Raw genomic sequence first — 14,324 nt, 5'->3', positions numbered from 1 at the left:
AACAAACGTAACAGTTATATGCACCCTATAACCTTGTAACGCTCACGGTGAGCAGATACGCAAAACGCCCCGACTCTCCCGAAGGAGAAGCGGGGCGTAACGCTTCGTGAAAACCAGCGATTAACGCTTGGAGAACTGCGAAGCCTTGCGTGCCTTCTTAAGACCAGCCTTCTTACGCTCGATGACGCGTGCGTCACGGGTCAGGTAGCCAGCCTTCTTCAGTGCGGGGCGGTTGTTCTCGCGGTCGATCTCGTTCAGTGCACGAGCGATACCCAGGCGCAGAGCACCTGCCTGACCGGAGGGGCCACCACCGTTGATGCGTGCGATGACGTCGTATGCACCCTCGAGCTCCAGGAGCTTGAAGGGCTGGTTGACGTCCTGCTGGTGCAGCTTGTTGGGGAAGTAGTCTTCCAGGCTACGGCCGTTGATGGTCCAGTTGCCGGAACCGGGCACAACGCGAACGCGTGCCACTGCTTCCTTGCGGCGACCAACTGCTGCGCCTGCAACGGTCAGGGCCGGACGTGCTGCCTTAGCCGCTGCGGGGGCAGCGGACTCCGAGGTGTAGCTGGTCAGCTCTTCCTCGACTACGATCTGCTCTTCGTTCTGAGCCACGATTTCTCCTATTGTTTCTTCGTAGGCCCGAATTACTGGGCGACCTGGTTGAATTCGTAGGTCTTGGGCTGCTGTGCCGCGTGCGGGTGCTCGGGGCCAGCGTAGACCTTCAGCTTCTTGAGCTGCTGTGCAGCAAGCTTGTTCTTGGGCAGCATGCCCTTGACAGCCTTCTCAACCGCGCGAACGGGGTTGGTCTCAAGCAGCTCTGCGTAGTTCACGGACTTCAGACCGCCGGGGTAACCCGAGTGGCGGTATGCACGCTTCTGCTCGAGCTTTGCACCGGTCAGGGCGACCTTCTCAGCGTTCACGATGATAACGAAGTCACCGGTGTCAACGTGGGGAGCAAAAGTCGGCTTGTGCTTACCGCGCAGCAGGATAGCGGTCTGGCTTGCGAGGCGGCCGAGAACAACGTCGGTGGCGTCAATGACGTGCCACTGGCGCTCGACTTCGCCGGGCTTGGGAGTATAAGTGCGCAAAATATTGGCCTTTGTCTCGAAATGTACATACGGCGCTTAGTTGGGTATCGCGCCTTTTACTTACGTGCATGACGAACACCCGGGTGAGGACCGAGCTGCCGCCCGTTCTGCCCGTACTCTATACCGCCTTAACGTCCTGCAACTAGACAGCGATTTAGAGCGCGCTCGGGTAGAACACGCACAACATATCAAGACTATACAGGACGTCGAGTGCTTAATCCACCGCCAAAGCCTTAAAAATAGGGCTTTTTTGCCTTAAACACATTTTAAATTCCATCCGTGTAATTCCCCCGCGGTAGTTGCGCTCCCCCGCGGTGCTTCGTGGAGCATGAGCAAAGTGACGAGGTTCAATATGCACAGGGCGTTAAGCGCTCTGTGCTTCGTGGTCCTCGCGCTTTGCTCGAGCACGCTCCGCCTGCACACCGTAGAGCTCAGGAACAGGGTAGTAAATCTCAGCCAGAGCGAGCGCATGCGGAGGCGCCAGAGTCAGCGAAGCCTCGCGTCCCGGGTTCTCGATCCGCTCTCGCAGCCAGGCGGCGTCGCGTTTGCCCGTACCGTAGAGAACCAGCGCGCCGACAAGTGAACGCACCATGTGATGGCAGAAGGCGTCAGCCACTACGCGTACCTCAATCAGCCCGTTTTCAGTGCGGGTAAAGCTGAGTTCCCGCAGTTCACGAATGGTGGTCGCGCCTTCACGGGGTTTGCAGAAGGAGAGAAAATCGCGCAGGCCGAGTAGTTGCTGTGCCGATTCGTTCAGATCAACACAATCCAGGTGCTCGGGTACCGCCCAGGTGTAGGTACGGTGCAGGGGGTTAAGACCGTCCGCTGCACCATCTGCAATGCGGTAAACATAGCGGCGGCCGGTAGCTGAGAAGCGCGCATCAAAATCGAAGGGCACTTCGCTCACGCGGTGAATCTGAATAGCCCCCTGCAAAATACCGCGAACGTTCTTCGGCAGGTTGAGTTGTTCTTCCGCATCGTAAAGGCATCGCTGAAGAGCACCGGTGAGGCGGCGCCCCAGTGCAGCCGTCGGGTCATCTTCCCCGGTTCGCCCCTGCAGGCGAGTCCAGTCCTCATCACTCAGATCGCAATGTAGGGTCTGGGCTTCCGCATGCACACCGGCATCGGTTCGACCCGCGACCACCACGCGGTGAGGTACACGCAAAATCAGTTCAAGGGCGTTCTCAATGACTCCCTGCACGGTGACCAGGTTCGGCTGGGCTGCCCACCCGCTGAAAAGAGAACCGTCGTAAGCACAATCAATTCGCACGCGGTGCGTAGCGGTGAAGGGCTGCTCTTCGTAATTCTCTAAAGAAGTAGCGTTATGCATTGGTGTGCCTTTCAGCGGTAAAGGACGATTGAAGACTACGGGCCGGCTCTTGGATAGCGAATGCGCAAAGAACCGTGTCCTCTTAAGTATGCAGATACGCCAATCCGCCGCCCACAATAGTGGACGGCGGATTGACATATTTTAGGCTTAGCCTAAATCAGCTGGGATCCGTATTACTCGGAAACCTTCTGTGCTGCTGCGCCACCTGCGGGGGCGTAACCTGCAGCCTCTGCCGACTCAGCGGAGTCGAACCAGATTTCAGCCTTGGTGCTGGTGTACCAGCGGGAACCGGGCACGTGGTACTTCATGGAATCGGCGTTACCCTTAACCTCGAAGCCCTCGGGAGCCTCGCCGGACTCCAGGGGTGCGTGGGAACCTGCGGGCAGGCCCTCAGCTGCTTCAGCCTTGGGAGCCTCAGCTGCCTTCTCAGCAACCTTGGTTGCCTCAGCAACTGCACCCTGGGTTGCAACGGGCTCCATGACGAGCTCGATGACTGCCATGGGAGCGTTGTCACCCTTGCGGTTACCGATCTTGATGATGCGGGTGTAACCACCGGGGCGCTCTGCCATTGCCGGAGCAATAACGGTGAAGAGCTCGTGCACGACGGACTTGTCGGTGATGGAACGCAGCACGCGACGGCGAGCAGCCAGGTCGCCCTTCTTACCGAAGGTGATGAAGCGCTCTGCCACCGGACGCAGGCGCTTTGCCTTGGTCAGGGTGGTGGTGATGCGCTTGTGCTGGAACAGCTGCGCCGACAGGTTGTTGAGCATGTGGCGCTCGTGGGTCGGGGAACCGCCGAGGCGGGGACCCTTAGTGGGAGTAGGCATAGTTAAATCTCCATAGTTGCGTTCCCTAACGCCCCAGCAGCGGAGCCTCTTAGGGAATCAAGTTTGACTGATCCCGGTGGAACCGGGTGAACTATTCGGTCGAAATTATTCGCCGGAACCGTCTTCGTCATCAAGCGGGCGTGCAGCAGGCTCGAAACCGGGAGGGGAGTCCTTCAGAGCCAGGCCGAGCTCAATGAGCTTTGCCTTGACCTCGTCAATGGACTTAGCACCGAAGTTACGGATGTCCATCAGGTCAGCTTCACTGCGGGTCACGAGCTCACCCACGGTGTGGATGCCCTCGCGCTTGAGGCAGTTGTAGGAGCGGACGGACATGTTCAGGTCCTCGATCGGCAGTGCCAGATCAGCGGCCATGGACTCGTCGGCGGGCGACGGGCCAACTTCGATACCCTCAGCTGCAATGTTCAGCTCACGTGCCAGGCCGAAGAGCTCGACCAGGGTGCTGCCTGCAGAAGCAACGGCGTCACGCGGTGCGATGGCTTCCTTGGTTTCGACGTCCAGGGTCAGGCTGTCGAAGTCGGTGCGCTGCTCAACACGGGTCGCGTTCACGCTGAAGGTAACCTTCAGAACCGGGGAGTAGATGGAGTCAACCGGGATACGGCCAATCTCGCCATCGCCGACCTTGTTCTGAGCTGCAGTCACGTAGCCGCGACCGCGCTCGATAACCAGCTCAGCGTTGAAGTTTGCCGAGGCGTTCAGGGTTGCTAGGTGCAGTTCCGGGTTGTGGATCTCCACGCCAGCGGGAACCTCGATGTCGCCTGCGGTCAGTTCACCTTCGCCCTGCTTGCGCAGGTAGGCCACGACGGGCTCGTCGTTCTCAGAAGAGATGGAGAGCTTCTTGATGTTCAAGATGATCTCAGTGACGTCCTCGGTCACGCCGGGAACGGTGCTGAACTCGTGCAGTACACCATCAATGCGGACGCTGGTAACAGCGGCGCCGGGGATGGAGGACAGCAGAGTACGGCGGAGGGAGTTACCCATGGTGTAGCCGAAACCGGGCTCCAGAGGCTCGATGGTGAAGCGCGAGCGGTTGGGCGCTACGACCTCTTCAGTCAGAGTGGGGCGCTGTGCAATAAGCACTTTGTTTCCTTTCGGTGAGCTCCGCTATATGAGCCCACAGGTTGGGGAAAACATATCTTAGGAAGCAGACGGGTGTCTGTACTCTCCGGGTACAGCTCCGTGGAGCGTACCCGTCGAGGGATTAGGTCAGGGACCTAATTAGACGCGGCGGCGCTTCGGGGGACGGCAACCGTTGTGTGCAACGGGGGTAACGTCCTGAATCGAACCGACCTCGAGGCCTGCAGCCTGCAGGGAGCGGATTGCGGTTTCGCGACCGGAACCGGGGCCCTTGACGAACACGTCAACCTTGCGGACGCCGTGCTCCTTGGCGCGGTTTGCAGCAGCCTCAGCAGCCAGCTGTGCGGCGTAGGGGGTGGACTTACGGGAGCCCTTGAAGCCCATGTCGCCAGCGGAGGACCAGGAGATCACTGCACCGGTGGGATCGGTGATGGAGACGATGGTGTTGTTGAAGGTCGACTTGATGTGAGCCTGACCAGCAACGATGTTCTTGCTAACCTTGCGGCGGTTGGTCTTACGAGCTGCCGCAGCGCGAGTCTTGGGAGGCATTTTTGATTCTCCTACAAAGGTTTTCTAATACGTTGGTCGGATAGAGATATCCAACAGAGCAACGTTGCTTACTTCTTCTTACCTGCGACGGTACGCTTCGGGCCCTTGCGGGTACGTGCGTTAGTCTTGGTGCGCTGACCGTGAACCGGCAGGCCGCGGCGGTGGCGCAGGCCCTGGTAGGAACCGATTTCAACCTTACGGCGGATGTCAGCTGCAACCTCGCGGCGAAGATCACCTTCAACCTTGTAGTTGCCTTCGATGAAGTCACGAAGTGCCACGAGCTCCTGGTCGGTCAGGTCCTTGACGCGGGTGTCAGGGTTGACGCCGGTAGCAGCGAGGGTTTCGTGTGCACGGGTCTTGCCCACGCCGTAGATGTAAGTGAGAGCAACTTCCACGCGCTTTTCGCGGGGAATATCAACTCCAGCGAGACGTGCCATACTGGCTTCTCCTTGTTGTTTTCCAGAGGTCTATAGCATCACTGCCCGGGTTGTTCTGACCCGGTCCCCGGCCTCTGAGTCCGGAGGTATCCGAAGTCGCCTCGTGGGCGTTGCTTCGGAGCGGTGCCTATGACAATTCCGCCCCCTGTTGGGGCGGTTATGAAGTCAGCTGCTAGGGATTAGCCCTGGCGCTGCTTGTGGCGCGGGTTTTCGCAGATCACCATGACCACACCGTGACGGCGGATCACCTTGCACTTATCGCAGATCGGCTTAACGCTCGGCTTGACCTTCATCGCATTCCTTTTGATTGCAACTTGATTACTGGCGAGATAAGAGGTTCCCTCACTTACGTTGGGGAACTGCGTTATCCCTTTGAACACGATTTAAACGCCGCCAGGGGCGACGTTTATCTCGGGTTTACTTGTAACGGTAGACGATACGACCTCGGGAAAGGTCGTAGGGGCTCAGTTCCACTACTACTCGGTCCTCAGGCAGGATGCGAATGTAGTGCTGACGCATCTTGCCCGAGATGTGTGCGAGAACCTTGTGGCCGTTATCCAGCTCAACACGGAACATCGCGTTGGGCAGAGCTTCAACCACAGAGCCTTCAATCTCGATGACGCCGTCTTTCTTAGCCATATCCTCCGCTAACGTCGGTGCCCGTCGCAGGTGCGGCGGGCAATTGTATCTTCTGTTTGTGAGCTCACCTCGGTGAGGCGATAGGGCGTTTTAAGGCGCACTTAACACTGGCACAAACAACCAACTGTTAACTCTACGGCAAAGGCCGTGGAAAAACAACCGTGATTTTTATGACATCAGGCACTTAATGTTTAAAAGGAAGAAGCCCCTCCCCCACGTTCCTGAAAGTCTTATTGACTTCCCTCCGCAGGAAAGGGGCACCGTTCACCGGTCACAGCTCAACTGCTTAGTCTTCCTTAGCGGCAAGCTGACCGCATGCTCCATCAATATCGGAACCGCGAGTATCACGAATAGTCGTCGGAATACCGTGGGCACGCAGACGCTCCACAAAGTTCTGCTCAACGCCCTTACGGGATGCCGTCCACTTCGAACCCGGGGTCGGGTTCAGCGGAATCGGGTTCACGTGCACCCAACCACGGCCGCGCTGCGCCAGCTTCTTACCGAGCAGATCCGCACGCCAGCCCTGATCGTTAATATCGCGAATCAGCGCGTACTCAATGGAGACGCGGCGGCCGGTCGTACGGTAGTAGTCGTACGCAGCGTCCAGAGTCTCGTCAACCTTCCAACGCTGGTTAATCGGGATTAGCTCATCACGCAGCTCATCATCCGGAGCATGCAGAGACAGCGCCAAAGTAATGGGCAGCTTCTCCAGCTCAAACTTACGAATACCGGGTACCAGACCCACGGTCGACATGGTCAGACCACGAGCAGAAATACCGAGGCCCTCGGGCGAAGGGTCAATCAGGCGGTGCACAGCACCCATAGTTGCCTTGTAGTTAGCGAGCGCCTCACCCATACCCATGAAGACAATATTGGAAACACGCAGAGGACGAGTATCCTCAGAACCGCCTTCTGCTTCTTCCAAACCCTTCATCTGCTTCAGGTAGCGGGCACCAGCTACGACCTGCTCCACAATTTCTGCAGTAGAGAGGTTACGGGTCAAACCCTGCTGACCGGTTGCACAGAAGGGGCAGTTCATACCGCAGCCAGCCTGCGAAGAAATGCACATGGTCACGCGGTTGTCATAGCGCATGATGACGGACTCAATGAGCGCACCATCAAAGAGGCGGTGCACAACCTTCAGGGTGTCGCCACCGTCAGCCTCGAGGGTACGGACCGGAGTCAGAAGCTGGGGCATCGCCTGAGCAACCATCTGCTCGCGATCCTTAGCCGGCAGGTCAGTCATCTCGGCGGGATCAGTGACCAGACGCTCAAAATAGTGCTTGGACAGCTGGGACGCACGGAACGACTGGTAGCCCAGTTCCTTCAGAAATTCGCGGCGGCCAGCCATATCGAAGTCAGCGATGTGCTTGGGCGGCTTCGCACGGCGCGGTGCTTTCAGGGCAATCTGGCCGGGTGCGGGGCGAACGTTCGAGATTTCAACCGGCACCTTGGTCGCAGCGGGCGCGGTTGCCTCGCCGCTATTGAGAGTTTCGCTCATGGAGCTTCTTCCTTGTGATGTGGATGCTTTCGGATGCGCTATCACGCACCGGACCGGATTCGCCGGTTTCTTCGGGTGGAGGTGGGGCAACTAAAGGTGTTCCCCTCCCCCAGTGGTGGGGCTTAGGCGGGAATCGGAACCGGGGTTACGCCGAAGCGAGCAAGTTCGCTGGCGCCGCCGTCTTCTGCGGTCAGAACCCAGATGCCGTCGCTGTGCACAGCAACGGAGTGCTCCCACTGGCATGCATCGGAGCCGTCAACGGTCACAACGGTCCAGTCATCGGAGAGCACCTTGGTCTCGATGGAACCGGTGACGAGCATCGGTTCGATAGCGAAAGCCATACCGGGCTTAATCTTCGGGCCCATGTCACGCACAGCGTAGTTCAGCACATCCGGAGCCATGTGCATCTGCGAGCCGATGCCATGGCCCACATAGTCTTCAATGATGCCGTACTTATCGCCGTATTCTTCGGTCACGTATGCTTCGATAGCCAGACCGATTTCACCGACCTTCTTTGCGGTCGCGAGAGCCGCGATACCGTGCCACATCGCCTCGCGGGTCACGGCAGAGAGCTCCGCGCGCGCTTCGCTTACGTTGTCACCGACCAGAACGGTACGTGCCGAGTCGCCGTGCCACTGGCGGTTGGTGGCGGGGTCAATCACGTATGCACCACCGTCGATGGAGAGGATATCGCCGTCCTTGAGAACGTAGTCGCCGGGGATACCGTGAACGACCTCGTGGTTGACGGAGGTGCATACGGTTGCCGGGTAGTCGTAGTAGCCGTAGAAGTTGGAGGTACCGCCCAGTTCCAGCAGGGTGCGTTCAAAGGCGGCATTCACCTCTGCGGTAGTTACGCCGGGGCGGGCTGCCGCTACGGCCGCGTCAAGTGCGCGGCTGGTGATAACACCTGCACGAGCCATCTGCTGAAGCTGTGCATTGGTTTTGATTTCGACTCGTGCCATTCTGGCTCCTTAGGTGTATGGGGCGGTATGCCCAAGCTTAGAACTCTACAGACAGCACTGTACCCCCGCAAGTTTTTGTGATGCATCATGCACCTCAAATTGCGGGGGTACAGCAGAAGATTACTTCAGAGCGTCGAGGATGCGCTCGGTGACTTCAGCAATCTCGCCGAGGCCGTTAACTTCCTTGACGATGCCGCGTTCGCGGTAGATTGCGATCAGCGGCGCGGTCTCCTCTTCGTAGACCTTCAGGCGGTGACGGATGACTTCTTCGTTGTCATCGGTACGACCCTGCTCAGCTGCACGGTTGAGCAGACGCTCGACGAGTTCGTCGTTATCTGCAACGAGCAGCAGAACGCGGTCGATCTTCTCGCCCTTAGCTTCAAGGATGGAGTCCAGCTCGTGCACCTGTGCAGTGTTGCGGGGGTAGCCGTCGAGCAGGAAGCCGTTGACGACGTCGCCTTCGTCCAGGCGTGCACGCACCATGTTGTTGGTGACAGAGTCGGGAACCAGGTTACCGGAGTCGATGTACGACTTCGCTTCCTTACCGAGTTCGGTCTCTTCCTTGATGTTCTTACGGAAGATATCGCCGGTAGAAATTGCGGGAATCTTCAGCGCTTCAGCGATCTTGACGGCCTGGGTGCCCTTACCTGCACCGGGAGGGCCGACGATGAGCAGACGGTTCATCGGAGCAGTCCTTCGTAGTTTCGTTGTTGGAGCTGAGCGTTGATCTGCTTGAGAGTATCAAGACCAACACCCACCACGATCAGCAGCGAGGCGCCGCCGAACGGGAAATTCTGGTTTGCGTTGAATAGGATAAGCGCTACCAGGGGAATCATGGAAATTACACCCAGGTAAAGTGCGCCAGGCAACGTAATTCGGTTGAGTACGTAGCTGAGGTAACGCTCGGTCGGCTTACCGGCACGAATACCGGGGATGAAGCCACCGTACTTCTTCATATTGTCCGCTACTTCCACCGGGTCGAAGGTGACCGCCACGTAGAAGTAGGCGAAGCCAATAATCATGAAGAAGTAGAGAGCAATGTACAGCGGGTGGTCGCCACGCACCAGGTATGCGTTAATCCAGTTAACCCAGTCCGGCGGGGTGGAGCCGTTGGTGGGGGTGTTGAACTGGGCAATCAGACCGGGCAGGGTCAGCAGGGAGGAGGCGAAGATCAGCGGAATCACGCCGGCCATGTTGACCTTCAGCGGGATGTAGGTGCTGGTGCCACCAATGGTGCGTCGACCAATCATGCGCTTTGCGTACTGCACGGGAATACGGCGAACGGACTGTTCCACGTAGACCACGGCGAGCATGACCAGCAGGCCAATACCGCAGACAGCCGCGAAGATACCCCAACCGTGGGTGCGCTGGATGGAGCCCAGAGCGCTCGGGAAGGAGGACGCAATGGAGGTGAAGATCAGCAGGGACATGCCGTTGCCGACGCCACGCTCGGTAATCTGCTCGCCCATCCACATGATGACGGTGGTACCCGCACACAGGGTGACGATAATCAGCAGGATGTGCAGTACGTCGTCCTGGGGGATGATGCCCGGGCAGTTACCCAGCAGAACGCCAGAGCGTGCCATCGAGACGATGGTGGTTGCATTCAGCAGAGCAAGAGCGATGGTCAGGTAGCGGGTGTACTGGGTGAGCTTTGCCTGACCCTGCGCGCCCTCATCGTGCAGCTCCTGGAATCGCGGGATGACCACGCGTAGCAGCTGGATGATAATGGACGCGGTAATGTACGGCATCACGCCGAGGGCAAAGATCGAAAGCTGCAGCAGTGCGCCACCACTGAAAAGGTTGACGATATCGTAGACGCCACCGCTTGTAACATTGGCGTTCAGACACTGCTGTACATTTCCGTAGGAAACGCCTGGCGCGGGGATGAAAGTGCCCACGCGGTACAGCACAATCATTGCCAGGGTAAACAGCAGCTTACGCCGCAAATCGGCGGTCTTAACGACTCGCCCGAATGCGCTCAGCACATGTCCTCCTGTAAGTCTATGGGGCGCCCATCCCTCTCAAAGAGTTTTAGGGCGCAGTAAACACATCTTCCAGTCTATCGTGTTTGGAGCGGGTAACGATAACTCCCTAGCAGATTATGTAGCTTTTATATTCTCTTAGCGTGATTTTTGAACACAAAATGTGGCGCACACCAAGCGTTCAAATATGCGAATACAGGAATATAGTCCTGTTGTGAATCTTTTCAAGCAGCAAAAAGCCCCTGCCGTACAGCGTACGGACAGGGGCTTTCTCGTCTTGAAGACTACTTAACGGTTACAGAACCGCCAGCGGCCTCGATCTTCTCGATAGCGGAAGCCGATGCCTTGTCGACAACAACGTTCACCTTGACGGAGATTTCGCCGTTGCCCAGAACCTTCACGAGCTCGTTCTTACGAACGGCACCCTTAGCAACCAGTGCCTCGACGGTGACGTCGCCACCGTTGGGGAACAGTTCCTGGATGCGGTCCAGGTTAACAACCTGGTACTCGGTGCGGAAGGGGTTCTTGAAGCCGCGCAGCTTCGGCAGGCGCATGTGCAGCGGCAGCTGGCCGCCTTCGAAGCCTGCACGAACCTGGTAACGTGCCTTGGTACCCTTGGTACCGCGACCTGCGGTCTTACCCTTGGAGCCTTCACCGCGGCCAACGCGGGTCTTTGCCTTGTGGGCACCCGGAGCCGGGCGCAGATCGTGAATCTTGATAGCTTCTGCCATCTTTACTTGACCTCCTCAACCTTCACCAGGTGAGCAACGGTGTTAACCATGCCAACGGTGACGGGGTCAGCAGTGCGGACTACCTTGTTGCCGGGGCGCTTGAGGCCCAGGGAACGCAGGGTGTCGCGCATGTTCTGCTTCTGACCAACATAGGACTTGACCTGGGTGATTTCCAGCTTTGCGTCGCTGGGCTGAATACGCTTGGCCATTACTACGCACCTGCCTTTTCAGACTTGGTGTTGCGCAGGTAGCTGGGGATAACCTCATCGGTGGGCAGGCCACGGCGGGCTGCCACTGCCAGGGGCTCCTCGAGCTCCTTGAGTGCTGCAACAGTTGCGTGAACGATGTTGATCTGGTTCGAGGAACCGAGCGACTTGGACAGCACGTCGTGAATGCCTGCGCACTCGAGTACTGCACGCACGGGGCCACCTGCGATAACACCGGTACCAGCGGTTGCCGGGCGGAGCATCACAACGCCTGCAGCTGCCTCACCCTGCACGCGGTGCGGGATGGTGCGGCCTTCGATGCGGGGAACGCGGAAGAAGTTCTTCTTTGCTTCCTCGACACCCTTGGAGATTGCTGCGGGAACTTCCTTAGCCTTACCGTAGCCAACGCCGACCAGGCCGTTACCGTCACCAACGACGACCAGTGCGGTGAAGCTGAAGCGACGACCACCCTTGACGACCTTGGAAACGCGGTTGATGGTCACAACGCGCTCGATGTACTTGTCCTTCTCCTCCTCGCGAGCGCGGTTGTTACGGCGCTCACCACGGCCACGACGCTCGCCGCGGTTGTTGCGGCGCTCCTCGCGCTGGTTGGAGGTCTCAGCGGTTTCAGCTACTACTGCTTCGCTCACCTGAGTTTCCTTTACGTTCTGCTCGCTCATTAGAGTGCAAGACCTCCCTCGCGTGCACCGTCAGCAACGGCTGCAACACGGCCGTGGTACTTGTTACCACCGCGGTCGAACACGACTGCCTCAACACCAGCTGCCTTGGCACGCTCTGCAACGAGCTCACCAACGCGCTTTGCCTTAGCGGTCTTGTCCAGGTCAGCTACACGCAGCTCTGCTTCCATGGTGGAAGCGGATGCCAGGGTTACGCCCTTGACATCGTCGATAACCTGAACGAACATGTGACGGGTCGAACGGGTGACGCACAGGCGCGGACGCGCAGCGGTACCCGAAACGTACTTGCGGATGCGAGCGTGACGACGTGCACGCTGCGCTGCCTTCGACTTGATAGCCATGTTTACTTACCAGCCTTTCCGACCTTGCGGCGGATGTGCTCACCTGCGTAGCGAACACCCTTACCCTTGTAGGGATCGGGCTTACGCAGACCACGAATGTTTGCTGCAACCTGACCAACGAGCTGCTTGTCGATACCCGACACGGTCAGCTTGTTAGCACCCTCCACTGCGAAGGTAATACCCTCGGGAGCGGTGATGTTGATCGGGTGGGAGTAGCCCAGAGCGAACTCCAGGTCGTTACCCTTCGGGGTCACACGGTAACCGGTACCAACGATTTCCAGCTTCTTCTCGTAGCCGGAGGTAACGCCGATAATCAGGTTCTGAATCAGAGTACGAGTCAGACCGTGCAGCGAGCGAGACAGGCGCTCGTCGTTCGGACGAGATACAACGATCTCGTTTTCGTTCAGAGCCACGGTGATGGGGGAAGCTACCTTGTGGGAGAGCTCGCCCTTGGGGCCCTTAACGGTGACCAGGTTGCCATCGACCTTAACCTCAACGCCGGCGGGAACCGAGATGGGGAGACGTCCAATACGTGACATTATTCTCTTCCTTTCTCTTCTAACCGACTACCAGATGTAAGCGATGACTTCGCCGCCCACGCCCTTCTTCGCAGCCTGCTTGTCAGTGAGCAGACCCGAAGAGGTGGACAGGATTGCGATGCCGAGGCCACCCAGAACCTGGGGCAGGTTGGTGGACTTTGCGTAGGTACGCAGGCCCGGCTTGGAAATACGACGCACGCCAGCGATGGAACGCTCGCGGGACGGACCGTACTTGAGGACGAGGGTCAGGGTCTTGCCGACCTTTGCATCCTCAACCTTCACGTCGGCGATGTAGCCCTCAGCCTTCAGGATCTCAGCAATGCGAGACTTCAGCTTGGAGTAGGGCATGGATACGGTGTCGTGGTATGCGGAGTTTGCGTTACGCAAACGGGTCAGCATATCTGCGACCGGATCAGTCATAGTCATTGTGGGCTTTAGCCCTTCCTCGTTGTGGTTTCCCTACCCCGCGGTAACGGGGTCTGGACCTACAACGTAGTCGTTAGTTGGTCTTGAACGGGAAGCCCAGTGCCTTCAGGATTGCACGGCCTTCGTCGTCGGTCTTCGCGGAGGTCACCACGGTGATGTCCATACCACGCACGCGGTCGATCGAGTCCTGATCGATTTCGTGGAACATGGACTGCTCGGTCAGACCGAAGGTGTAGTTACCGTTACCGTCGAACTGGCGGTCCGAGAGGCCGCGGAAGTCGCGGATTCGGGGCAGTGCCAGGGTGACGAGGCGGTCCAGGAATTCCCACATGCGGTCGCCACGCAGGGTGACGTGTGCACCAATGGGCATACCTTCGCGCAGCTTGAACTGTGCGATGGACTTCTTAGCGCGGGTAACAATCGGCTTCTGACCGGTGATTGCGGTGAGATCGCGGATTGCGCCGTCCATGAGCTTTGCGTCGCGAGCTGCCTCGCCAACACCCATGTTTACGACGACCTTAACGATCTTCGGGGTCTGCATGACGTTCTCGTACTTGAACTCTTCCTGCAGAGCGGGAACGACGACCTCAGCGTACTTGGTCTTGAAGCGGGGGGTGATCTTGGTTTCGGTCATTAGATGTCCTTACCCGAACGCTTAGCAACGCGCACGCGAACGGTGCGCTCCTTGCCGTCACGCTCTACAGTCTCGAGGCGGAAACCAACACGGGTCGGCTTCTTGGTCTCGGGGTCAACAATCGCAACGTTAGAAACGTGGATCGGTGCCTCAACCTTCTGAATGCCGCCTGCTGCGCCGGTCAGGGGGTTAGCCTTGGTGTGCTTGGTGACGACCTTGACGCCCTCAACAATCACGCGGTTTTCCTTGGGGAGAACCTTCAGAACCTTGCCCTGCTTGCCCTTATCTGCACCGGAAATAACCTGAACCAGGTCGCCGGACTTGATCTTAGCCATG

At 58.3% G+C, this 14,324-nt stretch carries 21 protein-coding genes; all 21 read right to left on the bottom strand.

The genetic code is table 11. The features are described from left to right. Positions 1-120 precede the first annotated feature (120 nt). On the bottom strand, positions 121-612 hold the full coding sequence (rpsI, locus tag HMPREF2605_RS02520) for a 30S ribosomal protein S9 (protein WP_005505036.1): 492 nt from the start codon (positions 610-612) through the stop codon (positions 121-123). Between the two features lie 32 nt (positions 613-644). Then, on the bottom strand, positions 645-1,088 hold the full coding sequence (rplM, locus tag HMPREF2605_RS02515; RefSeq protein WP_005505035.1) for a 50S ribosomal protein L13: 444 nt from the start codon (positions 1,086-1,088) through the stop codon (positions 645-647). Positions 1,089-1,452: 364 nt separating this feature from the next. Further along, positions 1,453-2,418, bottom strand: coding sequence for a tRNA pseudouridine(38-40) synthase TruA (gene truA, locus HMPREF2605_RS02510; RefSeq protein WP_070846823.1), 966 nt, complete (start codon positions 2,416-2,418; stop codon positions 1,453-1,455). Positions 2,419-2,591: 173 nt separating this feature from the next. Next, entirely contained in the window at positions 2,592-3,245 is a 654-nt protein-coding gene (gene rplQ, locus HMPREF2605_RS02505; RefSeq protein WP_012903064.1) for a 50S ribosomal protein L17, read from the bottom strand. 105 nt (positions 3,246-3,350) lie between these two features. Then, positions 3,351-4,343 carry a DNA-directed RNA polymerase subunit alpha gene (locus HMPREF2605_RS02500; RefSeq protein WP_005505031.1) on the bottom strand — a complete coding sequence of 331 codons (993 nt, stop codon included), beginning with the start codon at positions 4,341-4,343 and terminating at the stop codon, positions 3,351-3,353. Between the two features lie 138 nt (positions 4,344-4,481). Continuing rightward, positions 4,482-4,889 (bottom strand): 30S ribosomal protein S11, encoded by a 408-nt coding sequence (rpsK, locus tag HMPREF2605_RS02495; RefSeq protein WP_005505028.1) that lies wholly within the window; start codon positions 4,887-4,889, stop codon positions 4,482-4,484. A 68-nt stretch (positions 4,890-4,957) separates the two neighbouring features. After that, positions 4,958-5,326, bottom strand: coding sequence for a 30S ribosomal protein S13 (gene rpsM / locus HMPREF2605_RS02490; protein ID WP_005505026.1), 369 nt, complete (start codon positions 5,324-5,326; stop codon positions 4,958-4,960). A 179-nt stretch (positions 5,327-5,505) separates the two neighbouring features. Then, a complete protein-coding gene (gene rpmJ / locus HMPREF2605_RS02485) occupies positions 5,506-5,619 on the bottom strand; it encodes a 50S ribosomal protein L36 (protein ID WP_004005257.1) in 114 nt (37 codons plus the stop codon). Between the two features lie 124 nt (positions 5,620-5,743). Next, a complete protein-coding gene (gene infA, locus HMPREF2605_RS02480; protein ID WP_005505018.1) occupies positions 5,744-5,965 on the bottom strand; it encodes a translation initiation factor IF-1 in 222 nt (73 codons plus the stop codon). Positions 5,966-6,251: 286 nt separating this feature from the next. Then, complete coding sequence (gene rlmN / locus HMPREF2605_RS02475) at positions 6,252-7,466, bottom strand: dual-specificity RNA methyltransferase RlmN (RefSeq protein WP_044150213.1); 1,215 nt, start codon at positions 7,464-7,466, stop codon at positions 6,252-6,254. Positions 7,467-7,588: 122 nt separating this feature from the next. Continuing rightward, positions 7,589-8,428, bottom strand: a complete 840-nt coding sequence (gene map, locus HMPREF2605_RS02470) for a type I methionyl aminopeptidase (RefSeq protein ID WP_070633783.1) — start codon at positions 8,426-8,428, stop codon at positions 7,589-7,591. A gap of 120 nt (positions 8,429-8,548) precedes the next feature. After that, entirely contained in the window at positions 8,549-9,112 is a 564-nt protein-coding gene (locus tag HMPREF2605_RS02465) for an adenylate kinase (protein ID WP_070633782.1), read from the bottom strand. Continuing rightward, positions 9,109-10,416: a preprotein translocase subunit SecY gene (gene secY, locus HMPREF2605_RS02460; protein ID WP_070633781.1), complete on the bottom strand. Its 1,308-nt coding sequence runs from the start codon at positions 10,414-10,416 to the stop codon at positions 9,109-9,111. Before secY ends, HMPREF2605_RS02465 begins: the two co-directional genes overlap by 4 nt. A 281-nt stretch (positions 10,417-10,697) precedes the next feature. Beyond that, positions 10,698-11,144 carry a 50S ribosomal protein L15 gene (gene rplO / locus HMPREF2605_RS02455; RefSeq protein ID WP_005505008.1) on the bottom strand — a complete coding sequence of 149 codons (447 nt, stop codon included), beginning with the start codon at positions 11,142-11,144 and terminating at the stop codon, positions 10,698-10,700. Positions 11,145-11,146: 2 nt separating this feature from the next. Then, positions 11,147-11,353 (bottom strand): 50S ribosomal protein L30, encoded by a 207-nt coding sequence (gene rpmD, locus HMPREF2605_RS02450; protein WP_004005265.1) that lies wholly within the window; start codon positions 11,351-11,353, stop codon positions 11,147-11,149. Between the two features lie 2 nt (positions 11,354-11,355). Continuing rightward, positions 11,356-12,000: a 30S ribosomal protein S5 gene (gene rpsE, locus HMPREF2605_RS02445; protein ID WP_171840195.1), complete on the bottom strand. Its 645-nt coding sequence runs from the start codon at positions 11,998-12,000 to the stop codon at positions 11,356-11,358. A gap of 29 nt (positions 12,001-12,029) precedes the next feature. Then, positions 12,030-12,389 carry a 50S ribosomal protein L18 gene (gene rplR, locus HMPREF2605_RS02440; RefSeq protein WP_070819401.1) on the bottom strand — a complete coding sequence of 120 codons (360 nt, stop codon included), beginning with the start codon at positions 12,387-12,389 and terminating at the stop codon, positions 12,030-12,032. Between the two features lie 2 nt (positions 12,390-12,391). After that, entirely contained in the window at positions 12,392-12,928 is a 537-nt protein-coding gene (gene rplF, locus HMPREF2605_RS02435; RefSeq protein WP_005505004.1) for a 50S ribosomal protein L6, read from the bottom strand. A gap of 27 nt (positions 12,929-12,955) precedes the next feature. After that, complete coding sequence (rpsH, locus tag HMPREF2605_RS02430) at positions 12,956-13,354, bottom strand: 30S ribosomal protein S8 (protein ID WP_049331925.1); 399 nt, start codon at positions 13,352-13,354, stop codon at positions 12,956-12,958. A 73-nt stretch (positions 13,355-13,427) separates the two neighbouring features. After that, positions 13,428-13,988, bottom strand: coding sequence for a 50S ribosomal protein L5 (gene rplE, locus HMPREF2605_RS02425; protein WP_070819400.1), 561 nt, complete (start codon positions 13,986-13,988; stop codon positions 13,428-13,430). Further along, positions 13,988-14,323 carry a 50S ribosomal protein L24 gene (rplX, locus tag HMPREF2605_RS02420; RefSeq protein ID WP_005504988.1) on the bottom strand — a complete coding sequence of 112 codons (336 nt, stop codon included), beginning with the start codon at positions 14,321-14,323 and terminating at the stop codon, positions 13,988-13,990. The genes rplE and rplX overlap by 1 nt, the downstream gene beginning before the upstream one ends. Position 14,324: the final 1 nt, after the last annotated feature.

It is taken from the genome of Rothia sp. HMSC065C03, assembly GCF_001837295.1.
GTDB lineage: Bacteria > Actinomycetota > Actinomycetes > Actinomycetales > Micrococcaceae > Rothia.
Note: the sequence above shows the minus strand (reverse complement) of the source record. Positions and strands in the feature narration are given on the sequence as shown.

Coding starts and splice junctions, on each gene's coding strand:
- rplX (WP_005504988.1), bottom strand. CDS start 14,323: ATGGCTAAGATCAAGTCCGGCGACCTGGTTCAGGTTATTTCCGGTGCA.
- rpsK (WP_005505028.1), bottom strand. CDS start 4,889: ATGCCTCCCAAGACTCGCGCTGCGGCAGCTCGTAAGACCAACCGCCGC.
- HMPREF2605_RS02465 (WP_070633782.1), bottom strand. CDS start 9,112: ATGAACCGTCTGCTCATCGTCGGCCCTCCCGGTGCAGGTAAGGGCACC.
- map (WP_070633783.1), bottom strand. CDS start 8,428: ATGGCACGAGTCGAAATCAAAACCAATGCACAGCTTCAGCAGATGGCT.
- truA (WP_070846823.1), bottom strand. CDS start 2,418: ATGCATAACGCTACTTCTTTAGAGAATTACGAAGAGCAGCCCTTCACC.
- infA (WP_005505018.1), bottom strand. CDS start 5,965: ATGGCTAAGAAAGACGGCGTCATCGAGATTGAAGGCTCTGTGGTTGAA.
- rplQ (WP_012903064.1), bottom strand. CDS start 3,245: ATGCCTACTCCCACTAAGGGTCCCCGCCTCGGCGGTTCCCCGACCCAC.
- rplR (WP_070819401.1), bottom strand. CDS start 12,389: ATGGCTATCAAGTCGAAGGCAGCGCAGCGTGCACGTCGTCACGCTCGC.
- rpsM (WP_005505026.1), bottom strand. CDS start 5,326: ATGGCACGTCTCGCTGGAGTTGATATTCCCCGCGAAAAGCGCGTGGAA.
- rplF (WP_005505004.1), bottom strand. CDS start 12,928: ATGTCACGTATTGGACGTCTCCCCATCTCGGTTCCCGCCGGCGTTGAG.
- rplE (WP_070819400.1), bottom strand. CDS start 13,988: ATGACCGAAACCAAGATCACCCCCCGCTTCAAGACCAAGTACGCTGAG.
- rpsH (WP_049331925.1), bottom strand. CDS start 13,354: ATGACTATGACTGATCCGGTCGCAGATATGCTGACCCGTTTGCGTAAC.
- rlmN (WP_044150213.1), bottom strand. CDS start 7,466: ATGAGCGAAACTCTCAATAGCGGCGAGGCAACCGCGCCCGCTGCGACC.
- rpmD (WP_004005265.1), bottom strand. CDS start 11,353: ATGGCCAAGCGTATTCAGCCCAGCGACGCAAAGCTGGAAATCACCCAG.
- rpmJ (WP_004005257.1), bottom strand. CDS start 5,619: ATGAAGGTCAAGCCGAGCGTTAAGCCGATCTGCGATAAGTGCAAGGTG.
- rplO (WP_005505008.1), bottom strand. CDS start 11,144: ATGGCAGAAGCTATCAAGATTCACGATCTGCGCCCGGCTCCGGGTGCC.